Genomic DNA, 20,691 nt, shown 5'->3' with positions numbered 1-20,691 from the left:
ATCTGCCAAGCTATGCTGGTGGTCGGTGTTTGTATTTAATTCATCTTGGTGGTGAAAATAACCATGAATAAGTGCTATTAAGTGAATGATTTTGTCTTTTGATACGTTAAACTAGCACTTTGTTAGAAATAGAAGCGATTTTTATGTTTACCGGTATTATTCAAACTCAAGCAACGGTAGTTTCTAAAACCCATGCACAGGGCGTATTACGCTTGGTAGTTTCTGTTAATGAGCAATACGTGAAGCATTTAGACTTAGGTGCCAGCATCGCTATAAATGGTTGCTGTTTGACTGTTGTGAAAGTAGAGCTAAGTAATCATGATGTGGTTGCTCAAGTGCATTTTGATGTTATTGACGAAACTCTGCAGCTAACTAATCTTGGGCAACTGGAATTGGGTAGTTTAGTTAATTACGAGCGTTCAGTGTCATTTGGTACTGAGTTGGGTGGGCACATTGTATCTGGACATATTCATTGCACCGCAAAAATTGCGCAAATAGTGAAGTTAGAAAACAACTACAAAATACAGCTCAGCCTGCCACAAAAATGGCAAAAATATGTGCTATACAAAGGATTTGTATCTGTTAATGGTGCAAGTTTAACGGTGGGTAATATTGATGAGTTTGGCTTTTGGTTGCATTTAATACCAGAAACACTCGATATAACTAATTTAGATGAAGCCGTTGTGGGTGATGAGTTCAATATTGAAGTCGACCAGCAAACCTATACAATTATAAACACCGTTGAAAACTACATGCGCCAACATAGTTAAAATATTTGTTCGTCATCGCTGTCCACATGTAACTCTAACTTGTTACGTGCATAATCTATATGCATGTTTAAGTGTATAAGGTTACAACAGGCACTGCATTCTTCATAGTAGTCTTGATCGCCCATACTGGCATCGAGATCTAAATGAATATGGTGCCCACAATGTGGGCAGGCGATACGTTGTGATAAAAAGTCTTTCATAATAACACCTCATAAAAACTAAGTTTTTTTACGTGGGTAGCACACAACGAGCTAATAATAATTATAGTGCTTATATTTTGTTTACTACATTTATTTTAGTTTAATTAGTTTATCAACGTGGTCTTTAGCCTGATTTAGATAATGCCCCGCATAAATGTTGGCGTTGTTTAAAATAGGGTAAAGCTGGTAAACAAGCTTACGTTGCTCATAACCCTGAGCTAAAGGGTATTGGTGATTGTAGGTACTATAAAACTCTTCAGGGAGGGGGGCATAAAGCTCACTCATAGCAATATCGACCTCCCGATCACCGTAATAGCAGGCAGGGTCAAATAAGGTCGGAATGTTGTTTACAAAGCCCATATTACCGCGCCAAAAATCGCCATGTATTAGTGAGGGTAAAACATGATGATTATGCAGTTGCTCTTTTACTAAATTTATCAGTTGCTCGGGGTCTGCAAGTACAATGCCTTTTTCAGCTAATAGCTGTAATTGCCAACCAATACGCTCTTCTGCAAAAAATACATCCCATTTTTTATGCCACTGATTAGGTTGAGGTGTTGAGCTTAAATAATTGTCGGTGTCAAAACCAAACATCGCTTGCTGGTGTTTTTGATGTAACATAGCAAGATGCTCCCCCATAGCTGACCAATGGGTATGGGGAAGCTCGTCAAGTGCAAGCCACTCTAATACAATAAAGGCGAATTCTATATTGGCCCCAGTTGTAATGCAGTCTGGCACCATAAATACACTGTTTTGAGTAAGCTGTTTTAAACCTTGAGCTTGAGCCTCAAAGCGTTCTAGTTCATATTTTTGCGCAATTTTAACTAAGTAATTGTGCTTGCCATCGCTTAAGTGAAACAACTTATCGGTGGATGTATTTTGCAACTGACGTTTATGGGTGTGTTTAAAATCGTAATGGATAGCTTGGCTGATCTGTTGATTGATTGTTTTCCACATAACAATAGTCACCTTTTAAACCTATAAATAAACTATGGCAAAAAGGGATTAAATAAACAAATTAATCGGTGTAAAATTAAGACTATCAATTTCTGATACAAATCACTGAAATGGAATAAAAATGAATAAAAGTTTTATCACTAACTTATTAGCAGCGTGTTGTGTTGTTATTGGTTTTGTATTTGATCAAGCCATTGTACTTTCAGTGGGTTTATTTGCACTCTCTGGTGCGGTTACAAATTTACTCGCTATTCATATGCTGTTTGAAAAAGTACCGTTTTTATATGGATCAGGTGTAATTGCGCTTAAGTTTGAAAGCTTTAAAGTGGCTATAAGAAATTTAATACTTACGGAGTTCTTTTCTGAGCATAAAATAGACAAGCTTCTAAGTAAGGCACAGCCAACGATTGATTTTGAATCGGTAATTTATAAAGTAGATTTAAACCCTGCATTCGATAATTTGTTAGTGGTTATTGAGCAATCACAATTTGGTAGCATGCTTGCAATGTTTGGCGGTACTGAAGCCGTTGAGCCAATGCGAGAAAAGTTTATTGAAAAAATGCAATTATCGCTGGTGCAAATAAGCGACACCGACGATTTTAAAACGCTATTAAGCGACATGTTAACCCAAGGTAATAACGCGGAAAGTTTGCATAATACGGTACTTAAGTTAGTGGATGAACGCTTAGATGAACTCACCCCTAAAATGGTAAAAGAAATAATTCAAACCATGATCCGCGAACATTTAGGCTGGCTCGTTGTGTGGGGTGGGGTATTTGGTGGTTTGTTTGGCTTGTTGGCAGCGCTTATTTAATAATTAAATACACGTTAAGCAGGTACTAAGCCCTGCCTAACGTGTTTGGCTAGAGTAAATTAAACGCATTTAAAACTCACGATTTTTTAATTAGAACTCAGGTTATTTAGATCCCGCCATAATAACTACAAGCGGTTTGTTTACTTTTGCTAAATCTCTTATTGACGTACTAGTAGATGCTTCAATATTTAAAAATTGTGCTGATTTATTTAAATCATACAGCGTTACAAAGTCACCCACTGATAAATCATTACAGAGTAATTTTTTGCTAATTACATGCTTATCTATACGTAGATCTTTCATTGTTCTGAGCAGTGTCAGTCTTTTGTTAGATGCAACGGCCATGCAAGCTTGGGTACCGGGTGATGAATCAGCGGCAACAAAAGTGGCCGCCATTACAGGAGCTGTTAATGTTGCTGCGCCCAATAATACAGTTGAATATAGAGTTGCTTTGAAAGAAATCATAGTATTTGCCTCTTTGTTTATATGCAACTTAAGTATTGCTTAATGTAGCCGAAATGTTGTTAACTGAATGGGGTAAGCTGTAAGAAGATGTGTATATAAATCGTGCAATTTTGTAGGTGTATGAAAAGTTGTTCATAAATAATTTATTTTTGACACACTTTAGCGTTTTCCTACTGAAATATTTTTTCAGGCTGTTATTATCGCGCCCTAAATTTGTGGCATTTTATATTTTTGGAGCGCAATTGTGAATAAAACGTTAGCAAGTTACTACCAGCAAGCTTATGCGTGTGAGCAGCAGCATTTTAACCAATGTTTTTATTGCGGCTGTGAGGCAACAGAGTGCGATCATTGCCCGCCATTGCATATGCTACAAAGTATTATTGATCTAGGTGAAGAAGCTGACTTTGTTGCCATTGCAGCTTGTTATGAATGCCATGCATTACTTCACAATGAGCGATTAATGACCATTGATGAGCGATTTAGCAAACTTAAAAAGAAGTTATCTAATAAGTATGCAAAGCCTTTGCGCGTTTATAACATGTGGGAAGAAAACGAGCTCGCTGACATGAGTGATGAATTTGCTCATAGTATTCAAGCGGGTATGAAACTCGGTAAAGAAGCGGCTGAGCGACTTGCTTTTACGGGGTTTAGTTATGCTACTGAAGAAGCACGTGTCACAGTGCGTGAAAAAACCAAAGAGTTTGATGTAGAAGGCACTGTATTTACCGACTTTAAAGAAGCGCTTAATTATTGCATTAATGTTTTAAAGGTACAAAAAAGTGATTTTTATAAAATTTTAGTGGAAGACTATCAAGGTGATTTTAATAAGGCATTGAGCCAATACAGACATCGCCATGATAAAGTCACAGCCGCAAAAGATGGTAATACATTGATTAAAGATTTTTCAAAATTACATAAGCAAAACTCAGATTTTGTAACCCGAACGGTTAAACACTTTATAAGTAAAGATCCATCGCTCACCACCGAAGGAGCTCTGGATAAGCTTTATAACAATTATATAAGAAAATAATTACAGAAACTCACCTTAAATAACCGCCTTTTAACCTGTTTTTTTAGCTTTATACGTTTGCTTTCGCTAAAGTAGTAAAAAAACAGGAGAACCTAAAAACATGCAAAAATTTGCTCCCTCATTGTTAGCTGTTGGTTTAGCAGCAGCACTTGTTGGTTGCCAAGAAAGCGGCCCACAAGATCCAAAAGTAACCATTAATAAAAACCCATACCCAAGTACTTATCAGCCAGTAGCGACATCAAGCACCTTGATCACTAATGCAACGGTATTAACAGGTACGGGTGAGCGTTTAGATGAAGCTGACGTACTGATTGTTGACGGTAAAGTGCAGCAAGTTGGTAAAGATTTAACTGCTAATGCAGACACCACTATTGACGCGCAAGGTAAATGGGTAACACCAGGCATTATTGACGTTCATTCACATTTAGGTGCTTATCCAAATCCATCGGTTGAGTCTCATCAAGATGGTAACGAAATGACCAGCCCTAATACGGCAGAAGTATGGGTTGAGCATTCAATATGGCCACAAGATCCAGGTTTTAATCGCGCACGTGAAGGCGGTATTACGTCATTACAAATTTTACCAGGTTCAGCTAATTTATTTGGTGGACGTGGCGTTACCCTTAAAAATGTACCGGCTCATACCATGCAAGGAATGAAATTTCCTGATGCGCCATACGGTTTAAAAATGGCCTGTGGTGAAAATCCTAAACGTGTTTACGGTCGAAAAGGTGTATTACCGATGACACGTATGGGTAATATGGCAGGTTATCGCACAGCATGGATTGGCGCTCAAGAATATAAGCGTGAGTGGGATAAATACGATGCTGATTACGCTGCGGGTAAAAACCCAGAAGCTCCACACCGAGATATTAAATACGATACATTACGCGGTGTTTTAGAAGGTGACGTTCGTATTCATAATCACTGCTACAAAGCAGAAGAAATGGCGATGATGATCGACCTTTCAAAAGAGTTTAATTATCATGCGGGCACATTCCATCACGGTATTGAAGCATACAAAATTGCTGATTTACTGGCTGAAAACGGCTCGTGTGCTGCACTTTGGCCAGACTGGTGGGGCTTTAAAATGGAAGCCTACGATATGGTGCAAGAGAACGTAGCTATTGTTGATGCCGTTAAAAACTCATGTGCCGTTGTGCACTCAGATTCTGACACGACGATTCAACGCTTAAACCAAGAAGCCGCTAAAGTAATGTACAGTGCAAACCAAAATGGGTTTGATATTTCTGAGCAGCATGCAATTAAGTGGATCACAGCTAACGCCGCTAAATCGTTAGGTATTGAAGATAAAACAGGCTCACTTGAAGCAGGCAAACAAGCTGATGTTGTTATTTGGAATCAAAGCCCGTTTAGTGTTTATGCAAAAGCAGAGCAAGTGTTTGTTGATGGTGCAAAAGTTTACGATAGAAACGATAGCGCATTCCAAGCACAAAGTGATTTTATGTTAGGTCAACAATAAGGAGCACCCAGAATGAAAAAATTATCACGTTCGTTTTCGCTTTCTCTGGTTGCTGCAGGGCTATTAGCATCGGGTACCGTGAGCGCAGAGTCACTGGCAATTATTAATGCAACTTTGCATACATCTTCAGATCAAGGTGTATTAGAAGGAGCTAGCATAGTTATGAATGATGGCAAAATCACTGCCATTAACCCTAGCGATTTTAAAGTTGACAAAGTTATTGATGCTCAAGGTCAAATAGTGACTCCAGGTTTTATAGCCAGTGTAAACCAGCTTGGCTTAGTTGAAGTAGGTGCGGTTGCCGGTTCTCGCGATGCAGGAGAAGACAAAGCGGGTATCGATTTTGATGCAAGCTTGGCATTTAATCCTCGTTCAAGCTTAATTGCTTATGCACGTAAAGGCGGTATTACTCGCGATTTGATCACCCCTTACGGTGGTGACAGCATATTTGCAGGCCTTGCAAGTGTTGTTGATTTAAGTGGTGGCTTCGAAAGCGTAAATAAAAAGCAAGCAGCATTAGTGGTTCATTTGGGTGAACGCAGCAAAGGCTCTCGTGCATTTACCTTGCAAACACTTATCAATAAGTTAGATGAGCATCAAACTAAAGCAAGTAAAGAAGCCAAAAAAGACGACGCTAAGCCAAGTGCTGAAGACACCATAATGGCTAAAGTACTAAAAGGCGATATGCCATTACTAATTAGTGTGTCGCGTTCGGCTGATATTGTTGAACTAATAAAAGTGAAACAGCAGTTTGGCGTAAACATTGTCCTTAATGGCGCTCAAGATGCCGTTGTAGTTAAAGATCGCATCGCTAAAGCAGGCATTCCTGTGATCATTAGTGCAATGGATAATTTACCAGGCAGCTTCGATTCATTGCATGCAAGCTTAAATAATGCCGGCATATTAGAAAAAGCCGGTGTTAAAGTGCTATTAACTGTGGGTGGCGATGCCAGTCACAATGTTTACCAGCTTCGCTACGATGCCGGTAACGCAGTGTCTTACGGTATGAGCCAACAAGGCGCGTTAAAGGCCATGACTTCGAATGTGGCTGATGTATTTGGTATTAATGCCGGTAGCCTAGAAGTAGGAAAAGCCGCTGATGTTGTTATGTGGAGTAACGACCCGTTTGAGCTGAGCAGTCACGTGAATAAAATGTTTATTAATGGGGTTGAGGTTAGTACTGAATCTCGCCAAGATAAACTGCGTGAGCGCTATACAACAGAGTCGAACATGCCACGCGCGTACACAAAATAAACTTTTAAAGTTGAATTTAAAAGGCCGCATTAGCGGCCTTTTTCTTAGGCACAAAAAAGGCGCTCTATGAGCGCCTTTTCATTCATTTAAATGATTTATACTAGTTTAGATAAAATCTCGTTAAATGTTGTGCTCGGACGCATTGCTTTGAAGGCTGCATCGTCATTTGGCTGGAAGTATCCGCCAATGTTCATTGCAGGACCCTGTGCATCGTTTAGCTCGCTAACAATTTGCTCTTTGTTGGTTTCAAGGTCGCTAGCAATTTGTGTAAATTGCGCTTTAAGCTCGCTATCTTCATTTTGCTTAGCAAGTTCTTGAGCCCAGAATAAAGATAAGAAGAAATGAGAACCACGGTTATCAATTTCTTTTACTTTACGTGAAGGCGACTTGTTTTCAGCTAAGAATGTACCCGTTGCTTTATCAAGCGTATCAGCAAGTACTTGTGCCTTGTTGTTACCTGTTGTCGTGCTTAGGTGCTCAAGTGACGCAGCAAGTGCTAAGAACTCACCTAAAGAATCCCAACGTAAGTGGTTTTCTTTTTCAAATTGTTGAACGTGCTTAGGAGCAGAACCACCGGCACCTGTTTCAAATAAACCACCGCCATTCATTAGTGGCACAATTGAAAGCATTTTAGCACTGGTACCCAACTCTAAAATTGGGAATAAATCTGTTAGGTAATCACGTAATACGTTACCTGTTACAGAAATCGTGTCTTTACCTTCTTTGATGCGTGCTAGTGAGAATAAGGTTGCATCCATTGGCGATAAAATTTGAATATCTAGGCCAGCAGTGTCGTGTTCTGGCAGGTATTTATTCACTTTTTTGATTAGCTCAGCATCGTGTGCACGTTCTGCATCTAACCAGAAAATAGCCGGATTACCTGTTGCGCGAGCGCGGTTTACTGCAAGTTTAACCCAATCTTGAATTGGTGCATCTTTAACCTGACACATGCGCCAGATATCGCCTTGCTCAACATTGTGCTCAAGTAGGGTGTTGCCATTTGTGTCAACAACACGAATAGTACCGTCAGCTTTTGCTTCAAATGTTTTGTCATGTGAGCCGTACTCTTCCGCTTTTTGAGCCATAAGGCCAACGTTTGGTACGCTACCCATAGTCGTAGGATCAAAAGCACCGTGCTCTTTACAAAAATCAATCGTTGCTTGGTAAACGCCAGAGTAACAACGATCTGGAATTACAAAGCTTGTGTCTTGTAATTTATCGTCTTTATTCCACATTTGACCGCTTGAGCGAATTGCAGCAGGCATAGAAGCATCGATGATCACGTCACTTGGTACGTGTAAGTTTGTAATACCACGATGAGAATCAACCATGGCGATAGCAGGGCGGTTAGCGTAAACGGCTTGAATGTCTGCTTCAATTTCTTCGCGCTTAGCGTCATCTAATGTTTGAATTTTAGAGTACACATCGCCTAAACCGTTGTTTACATCAACACCTAGCTCTTCAAAAAGTGCACCGTGTTTTGCAAAAACGTCTTTGTAGAATACTTTTACAGCGTGACCAAAGATGATTGGATCAGATACTTTCATCATGGTTGCTTTCATATGAAGCGAAAATAACACGCCTTTTTCTTTCGCTGCATTAATTTCAGCTTCTAGGAATGCTTGTAATTTTGCAGCGCTAATACGTGATGCATCAATTACTTCACCAGCAAGTAACGGTGTGCTTTGCTTAAGTACTGTGGTATCGCCATTAGCCGCTACGTGTTCAATACGAACATCCGTTGCTTCATCAACAGTTAGTGATTGCTCAGAACCAAAGAAGTCACCTTCTTCCATGCTTGCAACGTATGATTGTGAATCTTTGCTCCACGCGCCCATTGAATGTGGGTTATTACGTGCATACTCTTTCACTGAACCTGGTGCGCGACGGTCAGAGTTACCTTCACGAAGTACAGGGTTTACTGCGCTGCCTTTAATTTTATCGTAGGCTGCTTGAATGGCTTTTTCTTCATCGTTTTTAGGTTCTACAGGGTATTCTGGAAGTGCATAACCTTTTTCTTGAAGCTCTTTAATTACAGCGCGAAGTTGCGGAACTGATGCACTAATGTTCGGTAATTTAATGATGTTAGCTTCTGGTGTTTTTGCCATTTCGCCAAGCTCTGCAAGTGCATCACCAATGCGTTGTTCTTCTGTTAGGTAATCCGGGAAGCTCGCAATTACACGACCAGCTAATGAGATGTCGCGTGTTTCAACTTCAACACCTGCCGCATTTGTGTACGCTTGGATAATAGGTAACAACGAATAAGTTGCTAATGCCGGAGCTTCGTCCGTTTTTGTATAGATAATTTTTGATGTCATCATCATTCCTAGATAGTAGGCCGCATTGGCCAAATTCAACAATGCAAAGAAATCATCGCCTAATACCTTATAAATAAAGCATTAATATATGCAATGAGTAGTCTGTTAGGTGTTGGTACTCGTATAACCTAAACAAGGTGAGAATAATCACACCTGACGGACTAGTGTCTTTTATAACTGAAATTTATGTAAATACAAACTAGCCATTAGGCTAAAGTAATTACGTTTTACAGGATAAAGAGTGTAACAAGCTTGGCTAAAAAGGGCTAGGATTACGCGCCAAACGCCAGCAGTTAACCTCTAATACTGAAATTATTGGGGTAGATAAAATAAAATCAAGGAGCGGGGTTGAATTAACAAACAATGAAGCAATTTATATGTAAGTGGTTAGGGATATTTAGGGAATTAAGCGAGGATCTAAACAGGTCACTCGCTTTAGTCTCATATTTACAATCACTCTATAATATCGCCGTTAGGGGCTATATTAGTAGCGTGTAGACCTTTAGGGCCCTGTTGTAATTCGAAGGTAACATCTTGACCAGCTTTAAGCGTCTTGTATCCGTCCATTACAATAGTGGAGTAATGAGCAAAAATGTCGTTCTCGCAACCGTCTTCTACGATGAAACCAAAACCTTTGGCGTTGTTGAACCATTTGACTTTACCACAAGCCATACTTCTACATCCTTCTATAAGTTGACTAATTTAGTTATCCTAAACTGTATTGTTTGCTAGACTGACTAAGGTTTAATCAATCACCATTTGACTGTAGTTTATTTAAGCAACCAGTCAAGTGTTTTAGGTTATTTTTTAACATTTTATTTATTTTTTTATTCAAGTTTGCTTGAGTTACAAAGACAAGACTATATTTAATTATGAGTGGTATGAAAGATTCTGGTGTTATCGACACCGTTCGCGATAGTGAAAAGCAAAAGTTGCAGCCACCGCGAAAATATAAAGTTGTGTTAAACAACGATGATTACACGCCGATGGATTTTGTAATAGAGATCTTAATGACGTTTTTTAATATGGATAGCGATAGAGCAACTGATGTGATGCTGCAAATACATCAGCAAGGTAAGGGCATATGTGGTGTTTACAGCGCCGACGTAGCACATACTAAGGCTGAGCAAGTTAACCGCTACTCAAGGGATAACGAGCATCCACTGCTATGTAGTTGTGAGCAGGAATAAATACCACAAAGGTGAACTTTCATCTTTGAAGTGCGGTATAAAATTATTATCTCTGTAAGGGGTTGCCAATGCTAAATAAAGACTTAGAACTAACTTTGAACACTGCGTTTCGTGAAGCGCGTACACGTCGTCATGAGTTTATGACCGTAGAGCACCTTTTATTAGCTCTACTCGACAACCCATCAGCTGGAGAAGCGCTTAATGCGTGTGGTGTTGACGTTTCTGGATTAAAAACAGAGTTACTTGAATTTATTGATGAAACCACACCGGTTATTCCTGATTTAGAAGAAGAGCGCGAAACTCAACCAACACTTGGTTTTCAGCGAGTATTACAGCGCGCTGTATTTCATGTGCAATCTTCTGGCAAAAATGAAGTGACAGGCGTTAATGTGCTGGTCGCTATTTTTTCTGAGCAAGAAAGCCAAGCCGTGTACTTACTTAAAAAGAATGATATTTCTCGACTTGATATTGTTAACTTTATTTCTCATGGGATTGCCAAAGGTGACGACGAATTAGGCGATGATACCGACGATATTCATGAAGAGGTGCAAGAAGTAGCAAGCGAAGAAGCGAGTAAGCTCGACAGCTTTACAACTAACCTTAATATACACGCTAAAGAGGGTAATATTGACCCGCTTGTTGGCCGTGATAGTGAAGTAGAGCGCACAGTGCAAGTGCTGTGTCGTCGTAAAAAGAATAACCCATTACTGGTTGGTGAAGCCGGCGTAGGTAAAACTGCTATTGCCGAGGGCTTAGCCTATCGTATTGTTAACGAACAAGTGCCTGAAGTCATTGCTGATGCGGTTGTGTACTCCTTAGATATGGGCGCGTTACTTGCCGGTACCAAATACCGAGGCGATTTTGAAAAACGCTTTAAAAGTTTATTAAAAGAGTTACAAGCAAAACCAGGTTCAATTTTATTTATTGATGAAATTCACACCATTATTGGTGCAGGTGCTGCCTCAGGTGGGGTAATGGATGCCTCAAACTTAATTAAGCCGTTACTCTCAAGTGGGCAATTACGTTGTATGGGTTCTACCACTTACGGTGAGTACAAGAATATTTTTGAAAAAGATCGCGCCCTTGTCCGTCGCTTTCAAAAAATTGATGTGCTTGAACCTAGTGTTGAAGATACCACCAAAATTCTTAACGGCTTAAAAGATCGTTACGAAGCACACCACGGTATTCGTTACACGCAAAAAGCGTTAAAAGCAGCCGCCGAGCTAAGTGCAAAGTATATTAATGAACGTCACTTACCCGATAAAGCGATTGATGTTATTGATGAAGCAGGCGCAAGCCAACGTTTACTGCCTACGTCTAAGCGTAAAAAAACTATTGGTGTATCTGATATTGAGATGATTGTGTCAAAAATGGCGCGCATTCCACCACAAAATGTGTCGTCGTCTGATAAAGAAACGCTGAAAAACTTAGACCGTAATTTAAAAATGCTGGTGTTTGGACAAGATCAATCCATTGATGCATTAACTTCTGCTATTCGCTTGTCGCGCTCAGGTTTAGCAAACGAGAACAAACCGGTTGGTTCGTTCTTATTTGCAGGCCCAACAGGGGTAGGTAAAACTGAGGTTACCAAGCAATTAGCTAAATGTATGGGTGTTGAGTTTATTCGTTTTGATATGTCTGAATACGTTGAGCGCCATGCGGTGAGCCGTTTAATTGGTGCGCCTCCGGGTTATGTAGGTTTTGAACAAGGCGGCTTATTAACAGAAGCGGTGATCAAAAACCCACATGCAGTGGTATTGCTGGATGAAATTGAAAAAGCGCATCCTGATATCTACAACATTTTATTACAAGTTATGGATCACGGTACGCTAACAGATAATAACGGCCGAAAAGCCGACTTTAGAAACGTAGTCGTGGTGATGACCACCAATGCCGGCGTACAAGAAACAACGCGTAAATCTATTGGTTTTAGTGAGCAAGATCATACTCACGATGCAATGGGTGAAATTAATAAAGTATTTTCACCTGAATTTAGAAACCGCTTAGATAACATTATTTGGTTTAATCACCTCGAAAAAGACGTTATTTTGCAAGTGGTTGATAAATTTGTTGTTGAGTTACAAGCGCAACTGGATAAGAAGTCAGTTAACCTTGAGCTTACTTCTAAAGCTCGTGAGTGGTTGGCTGATAAAGGCTATGACAAAGCAATGGGCGCGCGTCCTATGGCACGTGTTATTCAAGAAGATCTTAAAAAGCAATTGGCTAACGAAATACTGTTTGGTGAGCTAATTTCTGGCGGTACGGTAAAAGTATCGGTTAAAGATAAAAAGCTGCGTTTTGATTACGAGAGTGACTTAACGCCAGCCTAACCTAAAAAAGTTAGCAATTTAAAAAGCCTGCTTTATGCAGGCTTTTTTTATTTGCCAAAGAAATAGGCAACAAAAAACCCAGCAAAGGCTGGGTTTTTTGTTTATTAAATGTAATTACTGGCTACTACCATTAATTACATTTAATAAACGCTTAAAGCTAGTTTTCACTAGCCAAAAACTAAATCTCGTTTACGCACTTACTTAGCGAGCACGGAATACGATACGACCTTTCGATAAATCGTAAGGAGTCATTTCTACCGTTACTTTATCGCCGGTTAAAATACGGATATAGTTTTTGCGCATTTTACCTGAAATATGAGCCACAACTACGTGACCATTTTCTAGCTCAACTCGGAACATTGTATTTGGTAAAGTATCAAGGACTGTCCCTTGCATTTCGATTACGTCTTCTTTCGCCATGTTTAGCGTAACACCTCTTTAATAGTTAAACGCTGCAGATTTTGCCCAAAATACGCCAATAAGTAAAGGCGCAGGGGCTATTTTTGTAAATTAAATAGCCACCCACTGGTCATTAAGCTGTTTTTGGGCAGGTAAAAACTGGGTTTTATACTTCATTTTGTCGCATTCATCTATTTGATAGCCTAAATAAACAAACTGTTTGTGTTGCTGTTTAGCAAATTTAAGCTGCTGCAATATCATTACAGTCCCTAAACTGAAGTGTTCGTAGTCAGGGTCAAAAAATGTATAAATAGCGGAAATAGCGTTGTCCATACAATCAGTTACAGCAACGGCTACTAAGTTTTCTTGATCCCAAAGCTCTATAAAGGTGATGGTTAACCAGCTACAAAACAAAAAACTTTGAAATTGTGATTTATCAGGTGGATACATAGAACCGTCTTGATGACGTAAACTAATGTATTTACTGTAAAGTGGGTAGTATTGTTCGCGTTCAACCTGTGAATATTTTACCTCAAAGCGGTTTTTTGCTTTGTTAAGTTTACGTTTTTGCGATTTTGTCGGCATAAACTCATCAGCTAAAACGCGCACAGAACTACATGCGCTGCAAATAGGGCAGTGCGGGCGATAAATTTGGTTACCGCTGCGACGAAAGCCTAATCCTAATAATGATTCAAACTTGTTGCTGCTGTAACAACTTGGGTCGAGTATCACCAGCAGTTGTTCTTGGCGATCAGGTAAATAACTGCATTCAAACGGTTGGCTTAGGCCTATACGAGCCGGAAGTTGTTCATTCATATATCGCGATTAGCTCCTGTGGCTGCCACATACTGGCAGCTGGGGTGTAACACTGTGCTTTATTAAGTTTAGTTAAAAATTCTTCACGTGGAATCACGCTGGCACCTAACGACATTAAATAAGGATTTTCTAATTGGCAATCAATAAAATGCGCATCATGGCGCTTAAGCCAATTAACCAGCGCCCACATCGCCAGTTTGGAGCAATTTGTTTGATGATGAAACATTGATTCACCACAAAAAACGCCAGTTTGCATAATCCCATATAAGCCGCCTACAAGCTCTCCCTCACGCCATACCTCTAAACTATGAGCTAAGCCATTGTAATGCGCTTTTATGTACGCCTGTTGCATTTGCGGGGTGATCCAAGTGCCATCGGTATCAAGACGTTGATCGCGGCACGCTTCTATCACTTCTTCAAAGGCATGGTTAATAGTTACGGTGACCGGGTGCTTTTTTAAATGTTTTCGTAAGCTTTTACTAACATGAAAGTCATTAAGCTCAACAATACCGCGCTCACTCGGTGACCACCACATAATTGGCTCGTGTTCACTAAACCACGGAAAAATACCAGATAAATAGGCATTTTTTAACCGCGTTACCGATAAACATCCACCAATGGCAAGCAAACCATCTGGATCATCTAATGCATGGTTGGGATCAGGAAAAGCAAAGTGGCTTTGAGCGAGTTGATAAAGTTGTTTAGTCATAACACCGATTGAATAACTGCATGGTCAAGACAAAGTGTAACCTGTTGCTTTAAAATCACAAACCACAAATTATTGTGTTGTGCATAGGGTTGAGCAGGGCTTACATTGCTGTTAGGTAAATTTTAGGCATAAAAAAAGCGCGTTAAAAAACGCGCTTAATTAAATGGTAAACTAATCGAATTAGCTAACCACTTTTACTGGTACAGCTTCACCTGCGTTGAACTTAGTTGTCATTGCTTCTTCAACAGGTGTAAACGATGTAAGGTCAATACCTTCAACCGCAGACTTATACTCTTCCATAGTCGGGAAACGACCAAGAACAGAAGATAGAACTACAACTGGCGTAGAGCCTAGTAGTGATTCACCTTTTTTCTCAGATGTATCAGCTACTACACGGCCTTGGAAAAGACGTGTTGATGTTGCGATAACAGTATCACCTGGTTCTGCTTTTTCTTGGTTACCCATACATAGGTTACAACCAGGGCGTTCTAGGTATAAGATATTTTCATACTTAGTACGTGCAGCCGTTTTTGGTTTTGCATCGTCAAATTCAAAACCTGCGTATTTAGCAAGAATATCCCAATCGCCTTCCGCTTTAAGCTCATCAACAATGTTGTATGTTGGTGGCGCAACAACCAATGGCGCTTTGAATGAGATAGAACCGTTTTTCTTCTCAAGGTTACGTAGCATGTGAGCAATAATTTTCATATCGCCTTTGTGAACCATACACGAACCAACAAAACCTAAATCAACAGGCTTGTCGTTGTAAAAAGAAACAGGGCGGATCACATCGTGAGTATAACGCTTAGAAACATCATCGTTATTAACGTCTGGATCGGCAATCATTGGCTCAACGATTTGGTCTAAATCAACCACAACTTCTGCGTGGTATTTAGCGTTGTCGTCTGGAGAAAGTGCTGGCTCTTCACCAGATTGAATACCTGCAATACGCTTGTCGGCTAAATCGATTAGACCTTGTAGCGTTTGTGCTTCGTTTTCCATACCTTTGTTGATCATGATTTGGATACGTGACTTAGCAAGTTCAATTGACTTAATTAACGTTTCATCATTTGAAATACAGATTGACGCTTTCGCTTTCATTTCTGCAGTCCAGTCAGTGAAGGTAAACGCTTGGTCAGCCATTAGGGTACCAATATGAACTTCAATGATACGACCTTGGAATACGTTTTCGCCGCCAAATTGCTTAAGCATTTGCGCTTGCGTTGCATGTACAACATCGCGGAAATCCATATGCTTAGCCATTTTGCCTTTAAACGTTACTTTAACTGAATCAGGAATCGGCATCGCAGATTCACCGGTTGCAAGTGCAACAGCAACAGTACCTGAATCGGCACCAAAGGCAACGCCTTTAGACATACGTGTATGCGAGTCACCACCAATGATGATAGCGCGATCATCAATTGTAATGTCGTTCAATACTTTGTGAATAACGTCAGTCATTGCATGGTAAACGCCTTTCGGGTCACGTGCAGTGATCAAACCAAACTTATTCATAAACGCCATTAGTTTAGGAATGTTTGCTTGTGCTTTGCTATCCCATACTGATGCTGTATGACAACCAGATTGATAGGCACCATCAACAAGAGGTGAAATCGTTGAAGCAGCCATGGCTTCTAATTCTTGCGCTGTCATTGGACCGGTTGTATCTTGCGAACCAACGATGTTCACTTTAACACGAACATTTGAGCCAGCGTGAAGTGGCGTATCTGATAGTACACCTACCGCGTTACGGTTAAAGATTTTTTCAACCGCTGTTAAGCCTTGGCCTTCGTGTGAAATTTCTTTTGAAGGTGCATAAACAAGCGGCGTTTCAATGCCAAGAGTTTCAGCAGCAAACGTTTGTAGTTTCTTACCAAATACAACGGCGTAAGAACCACCGGCTCTCATGAATTCAACTTTTTGCGGTGTGAACGCTGATGAAATATCAACAAGTTCTTTATCACCGTTATAAAGTTTTTTCTCTTTAGTATTGATTGTTAGCACAGTACCAGTAGCAACAGAGTAGGCTTCTTCAAGCACTGCATCACCATTTGCATCAGTTACTGTATTGCCGTCTGCATCTACTTTCTTAACCCAGTTTTTAAGGTCAAGACCAATACCGCCAGTTACATCAACCGTTGTTAAGAAGATTGGCGCAATACCATTAGTACCTGCAACAACAGGTGCAATGTTGATGAAAGGAACGTATGGACTTGCTTGTTTACCAGCCCAAAGTGCTACGTTATTCACACCAGACATACGTGATGAACCAACGCCCATGGTGCCTTTTTCAGCAATAAGCATTACTTTAGCGTTAGGGTGTTTCTTTTGAAGGGCAACAATTTCTTGTTGTGCTTCTTCAGTGATCATGCACTTACCGTGTAATTCACGGTCAGCACGCGAGTGTGCTTGGTTACCTGGAGACAGTAAATCAGTTGAGATGTCGCCTTCACCAGCAATGTAAGTTACTACTTCGATTTTTTCTTCGATGTCAGGTAGTTTTGTGAAGAATTCAGCTTTTGAGAAGCTCTCTAGTAATTCTTTAGCAATTGGGTTACCTGATTCGTAGGCCGCTTTAATGCGCTCCATATCTGCATCGTATAAGAATACCTGAGTTTTCAGTACTTCTGCAGCTTGTGCTGCGATTTTTGCGTCATCAGCAAAGGCTAAATCAATTAGCATTTCAATCGATGGGCCGCCTTTCATGTGTGAAAGTAGTTCGAATGCAAATTCTGGAGTGATCTCTGCAACGTGCTCTTCACCTAAAATGATTTCTTTTAGAAACTGTGCTTTAACGCCCGCAGCACTGGTTGTTCCAGGTAAAGTATTAAAAATAAAGAAATGCAGTGAATCTTTACGGTGCTCGTTATTAGTATCTTTAATTTGATTAATTATTTCTGATACTAGTTCAGCGCTATCGATTGGTTGTGGGCTTAATCCAAGCTCCGTTTTACGGGTTTGGATTTCTTCCATATATTTTGTATACAAACTCATAGAAAACTCTCGGTAATTTACTTGATATGAAGTTAAGCATTTTAACTGATTTTACAGTTTCTAGTAATGCCTAAATGAATAAAGCTTTTATTCCTGACGATAATTATAGCTAGTTTTACTTATATAATTTGACGGTATTTGTTGCTCACCCTTAGATCCTATCGCACCTGAGCCATTAATTGTATAAATAAGACTAATTTCAACTATAAGCTTAGTGAATGTTGGTGCGGATACAATTATCTCGGGCGTAATGTTTTGGGCACAAAAAAGGGCTGAAAATTCAGCCCCAAAAGTATGCTATGTATGCTTATAGGTTATCTAAAAAGCGTTCTGCATCAAGTGCAGCCATACAGCCAGTACCGGCAGAGGTGATAGCTTGACGGTAAATATGATCAGACACATCACCGGCAGCAAATACGCCTGGCACACTTGTTTGAGTTGCATTACCGTTAAGACCAGATTCAACCACTAGGTAGCCGTCTTTCATTTCTAGCTGACCTTCAAACATATCGGTGTTTGGCTTATGGCCAATGGCAATAAATACACCCGCTAAATCAAGTTCTTCAGTAGCATCTGATGCCACATCTTTGATGCGAACGCCGGTCACACCCATTTGGTCACCAAGCACTTCATCAAGTGTACGGTTGTAGTGCATTACAACATTACCGTTTGCTGCTTTTTCAGCAAGGCGGTCAGCAAGAATTTTTTCACTACGGAAACTGTCACGACGGTGAATAACATGAACTTCATCAGCAATGTTAGACAGGTATAACGCTTCTTCAACCGCTGTGTTACCACCACCAACAACCGCTACTTTTTGACCTTTATAGAAAAAGCCGTCACAGGTTGCACAAGCAGAAACACCACGGCCTTGGAAATTAGTCTCAGACTCTAAGCCTAAATATTTCGCAGAGGCACCGGTTGCAATAATTAAAGCATCACATGTATAAGTACCTTGGTCACCGGTTAGTGTGAAAGGGCGCTTAGATACGTCAACTTTGTTGATGTGGTCGAACACAATTTCAGTTTCAAAGCGTTCTGCATGCTCTTTCATACGATCCATTAATGCAGGGCCGGTTAAACCGTGTGCATCGCCAGGCCAGTTTTCAACTTCAGTGGTGGTTGTTAGCTGGCCACCTTGTTGAATACCTGTAATTAAAACAGGGTTTAAATTAGCACGTGCAGCGTAAACTGCGGCTGTGTAGCCTGCAGGGCCCGAACCTAAAATAAGTAACTTACAATGTTTTGCTTCAGTCATGATCTTTTCCTAAACGTTTAATACGGTTTTAATGCGCCCGATTCTAAGAAAAACAAGCAGGAAGTAAATAAAAGATGAGATTATTTTTTTTCGCAAATTGCGAAGCTGTTCATTAATGTGTACTAGTAAATGCGTTAAAGACAGTGCTCGCCTAATAAATAGACTGTTAGCCAATAAAACAACGTTAATTCATGACCAGCCTGATTTTTTTTGTTATCTTTTAACTAATTTTGATTTGTCACTGCTTAATTATGTGACCTAAGTGAATAGGCAACTATGTTATTTTGGCAAGAGAAACCCGCATTTGGGTTGACTTCAAAAGACGTTAACGTCTTAACCAATGCGCAAGAATACCGTACGCAATTGTTAGATTTAATTGCCAACGCAAAAAAACGAATTTATATCACTACACTTTACTTACAAGATGATGAAGCGGGTCGTGAAATATTAGCCGCACTACACAGTGCATCGTTAGCTAACCCTTCGCTTGAAATTAAAGTACTGGTTGATTTTCATCGCGCGCAACGCGGTTTAATTGGCGCAGAAAAGTCAGAGGGCAATGCAAGTTTATATTGCGATAGCTTAGAGAAGTTTAATTCAAACGTTCAAGTGTATGGTGTCCCTGTAAAAGCCAAAGAACTGTTTGGGGTGTTGCATTTAAAAGGCTTTGTTATTGACGACACTCTACTATATAGCGGTGCCAGTTTAAACAATGTGTATTTGCAATATAGCGACCGATACCGACTTGATCGCTACTTTTTAGTTTCGCAAAGCGAGTTATGTGACTCAGTAGTCGACTTTATCGAATCAACCTTATTGAGCTCTGAAGCAGTTCCAAGAATTGATCAACGACCGCTTAAACGCATGGCTGACTTTAAACTTGAACAAAAGCAACTTATGCGTGAGCTTAAATCGGCAAGCTATAAAAGTGCGAAACTATTGAATACTCATGCAATGGGCATTCGTTTGTTTTTGGGTTTAGGCCGTCGTAATAACGAACTTAATCGCTTAATCAAAGCGCTGTTTGATACTACCGAGCAAGAGTTGGTGTTATACACGCCGTATTTTAATTTTCCGGCGCCATTAATGCGCTCTTTACGTCGCTTATTAAAGCAAGGTAAACAAGTCACTATTGTGGTGGGCGATAAAACCGCAAACGATTTTTACCTGCCACCTAGCGAGCCGTTTAGTAAAATTGGTGCATTACCGTATTTATACGAAACTATTTTGCATAAATTTGTAAAATCGCAAAAACGCCACATAGATAATGGCAACTTAAACGTTTACCTGTGGAAACACGAGAGTAACTCGTTTCATTTAAAAGGAATTTGTTGTGACCGTAAAGTGCATTTACTTAGCGGGCATAATTTAAATCCGCGTGCATGGGGGCTAGATATCGAAAATGGTATTCTGATAGAAGACCCTGAGCAAACGATAATGCGGGACATTGATAATGAACGCCAAGAAATTTTAAAGCATTGTCGTCGTTTAACCGGCCCTGATGATTTAGAAACTATGAGCGATTACCCGCAGCCAGTGAAAAAACTGCTTGGTCAAGCTAAGCGCGTAAAAGTCGACTTTATTATTAAACGATTTATATAACATTAGGGTCTGTTGACCACAGACCCTAAAATTTAGATACAAAAAAAGCAGCTAATTAGCTGCTTTTTTAATGCTTATACCTAAATTATGGCTTAGGTATAA

General features: G+C 40.0%; 18 protein-coding genes. 8 read left to right on the top strand and 10 right to left on the bottom strand.

Features of this window, described 5'->3' with window-relative positions:
• The first annotated feature begins 143 nt into the window (after positions 1 to 143).
• Positions 144 to 770: a riboflavin synthase subunit alpha gene (locus tag DK924_RS07705; protein ID WP_109874784.1), complete on the top strand. Its 627-nt coding sequence runs from the start codon at positions 144 to 146 to the stop codon at positions 768 to 770.
• On the opposite strand, the gene DK924_RS07700 is transcribed toward DK924_RS07705, so the two are convergent.
• Together DK924_RS07700 and DK924_RS07695 are read right to left on the bottom strand one after the other, a co-directional pair.
• Positions 767 to 970: a CPXCG motif-containing cysteine-rich protein gene (locus tag DK924_RS07700; protein WP_008464077.1), complete on the bottom strand. Its 204-nt coding sequence runs from the start codon at positions 968 to 970 to the stop codon at positions 767 to 769. The two genes, DK924_RS07705 and DK924_RS07700, sit on opposite strands and share 4 nt — an antisense overlap.
• A 90-nt stretch (positions 971 to 1,060) precedes the next feature.
• Positions 1,061 to 1,927 carry a fructosamine kinase family protein gene (locus DK924_RS07695; protein ID WP_109874783.1) on the bottom strand — a complete coding sequence of 289 codons (867 nt, stop codon included), beginning with the start codon at positions 1,925 to 1,927 and terminating at the stop codon, positions 1,061 to 1,063.
• A 121-nt stretch (positions 1,928 to 2,048) separates the two neighbouring features.
• Between DK924_RS07695 and DK924_RS07690 the strand changes: the two genes are divergently transcribed.
• The gene (locus tag DK924_RS07690; RefSeq protein ID WP_010389702.1) at positions 2,049 to 2,741 is read left to right on the top strand and encodes a hypothetical protein; all 693 of its coding nucleotides are present in this window, start codon (positions 2,049 to 2,051) and stop codon (positions 2,739 to 2,741) included.
• 102 nt (positions 2,742 to 2,843) lie between these two features.
• On the opposite strand, the gene DK924_RS07685 is transcribed toward DK924_RS07690, so the two are convergent.
• Positions 2,844 to 3,206 carry a DUF3718 domain-containing protein gene (locus tag DK924_RS07685; protein ID WP_036984821.1) on the bottom strand — a complete coding sequence of 121 codons (363 nt, stop codon included), beginning with the start codon at positions 3,204 to 3,206 and terminating at the stop codon, positions 2,844 to 2,846.
• A gap of 244 nt (positions 3,207 to 3,450) precedes the next feature.
• Between DK924_RS07685 and DK924_RS07680 the strand changes: the two genes are divergently transcribed.
• From DK924_RS07680 to DK924_RS07670, 3 genes are all read left to right on the top strand, one after another.
• Positions 3,451 to 4,236 carry a hypothetical protein gene (locus tag DK924_RS07680; protein ID WP_109874782.1) on the top strand — a complete coding sequence of 262 codons (786 nt, stop codon included), beginning with the start codon at positions 3,451 to 3,453 and terminating at the stop codon, positions 4,234 to 4,236.
• Positions 4,237 to 4,336: 100 nt separating this feature from the next.
• On the top strand, positions 4,337 to 5,719 hold the full coding sequence (locus DK924_RS07675) for an amidohydrolase (RefSeq protein WP_054200750.1): 1,383 nt from the start codon (positions 4,337 to 4,339) through the stop codon (positions 5,717 to 5,719).
• A 12-nt stretch (positions 5,720 to 5,731) separates the two neighbouring features.
• The gene (locus DK924_RS07670) at positions 5,732 to 6,973 is read left to right on the top strand and encodes an amidohydrolase family protein (RefSeq protein WP_109874781.1); all 1,242 of its coding nucleotides are present in this window, start codon (positions 5,732 to 5,734) and stop codon (positions 6,971 to 6,973) included.
• Positions 6,974 to 7,068: 95 nt separating this feature from the next.
• Here the strand turns inward: DK924_RS07670 and DK924_RS07665 are convergent, their stop codons facing one another.
• Positions 7,069 to 9,291: an NADP-dependent isocitrate dehydrogenase gene (locus tag DK924_RS07665; RefSeq protein ID WP_109874780.1), complete on the bottom strand. Its 2,223-nt coding sequence runs from the start codon at positions 9,289 to 9,291 to the stop codon at positions 7,069 to 7,071.
• Between the two features lie 453 nt (positions 9,292 to 9,744).
• Entirely contained in the window at positions 9,745 to 9,963 is a 219-nt protein-coding gene (gene cspD / locus DK924_RS07660) for a cold shock domain-containing protein CspD (protein ID WP_008110104.1), read from the bottom strand.
• A 209-nt stretch (positions 9,964 to 10,172) separates the two neighbouring features.
• Here cspD and clpS point away from each other — a divergent pair, with 209 nt between their 5' ends.
• Positions 10,173 to 10,481 carry an ATP-dependent Clp protease adapter ClpS gene (gene clpS / locus DK924_RS07655; protein WP_008110102.1) on the top strand — a complete coding sequence of 103 codons (309 nt, stop codon included), beginning with the start codon at positions 10,173 to 10,175 and terminating at the stop codon, positions 10,479 to 10,481.
• 68 nt (positions 10,482 to 10,549) lie between these two features.
• Positions 10,550 to 12,811 carry an ATP-dependent Clp protease ATP-binding subunit ClpA gene (clpA, locus tag DK924_RS07650; RefSeq protein ID WP_054200753.1) on the top strand — a complete coding sequence of 754 codons (2,262 nt, stop codon included), beginning with the start codon at positions 10,550 to 10,552 and terminating at the stop codon, positions 12,809 to 12,811.
• A gap of 201 nt (positions 12,812 to 13,012) precedes the next feature.
• Here clpA and infA read toward each other — a convergent pair whose 3' ends face one another.
• The 5 genes from infA to trxB all read right to left on the bottom strand — a co-directional run bounded on the left by infA (position 13,013) and on the right by trxB (position 18,987).
• Positions 13,013 to 13,231 (bottom strand): translation initiation factor IF-1, encoded by a 219-nt coding sequence (gene infA, locus DK924_RS07645; protein WP_002962494.1) that lies wholly within the window; start codon positions 13,229 to 13,231, stop codon positions 13,013 to 13,015.
• A 90-nt stretch (positions 13,232 to 13,321) separates the two neighbouring features.
• The gene (locus DK924_RS07640; RefSeq protein WP_010389715.1) at positions 13,322 to 14,026 is read right to left on the bottom strand and encodes an arginyltransferase; all 705 of its coding nucleotides are present in this window, start codon (positions 14,024 to 14,026) and stop codon (positions 13,322 to 13,324) included.
• Positions 14,019 to 14,735 (bottom strand): leucyl/phenylalanyl-tRNA--protein transferase, encoded by a 717-nt coding sequence (gene aat, locus DK924_RS07635; RefSeq protein ID WP_109874779.1) that lies wholly within the window; start codon positions 14,733 to 14,735, stop codon positions 14,019 to 14,021. The genes DK924_RS07640 and aat overlap by 8 nt, the downstream gene beginning before the upstream one ends.
• 180 nt (positions 14,736 to 14,915) lie before the next feature.
• Positions 14,916 to 17,729 (bottom strand): bifunctional aconitate hydratase 2/2-methylisocitrate dehydratase, encoded by a 2,814-nt coding sequence (locus DK924_RS07630; RefSeq protein ID WP_082360108.1) that lies wholly within the window; start codon positions 17,727 to 17,729, stop codon positions 14,916 to 14,918.
• A gap of 307 nt (positions 17,730 to 18,036) precedes the next feature.
• Positions 18,037 to 18,987, bottom strand: coding sequence for a thioredoxin-disulfide reductase (gene trxB, locus DK924_RS07625; protein ID WP_008110078.1), 951 nt, complete (start codon positions 18,985 to 18,987; stop codon positions 18,037 to 18,039).
• Between the two features lie 276 nt (positions 18,988 to 19,263).
• On the opposite strand from trxB, the gene pssA reads away from it, so the two are divergent.
• Positions 19,264 to 20,589, top strand: a complete 1,326-nt coding sequence (pssA, locus tag DK924_RS07620) for a CDP-diacylglycerol--serine O-phosphatidyltransferase (protein WP_109874778.1) — start codon at positions 19,264 to 19,266, stop codon at positions 20,587 to 20,589.
• Positions 20,590 to 20,691 lie beyond the last annotated feature (102 nt).

It is taken from the genome of Pseudoalteromonas sp. meg-B1, assembly GCF_003173795.1.
GTDB lineage: Bacteria > Pseudomonadota > Gammaproteobacteria > Enterobacterales > Alteromonadaceae > Pseudoalteromonas > Pseudoalteromonas undina.
Note: the sequence above shows the minus strand (reverse complement) of the source record. Positions and strands in the feature narration are given on the sequence as shown.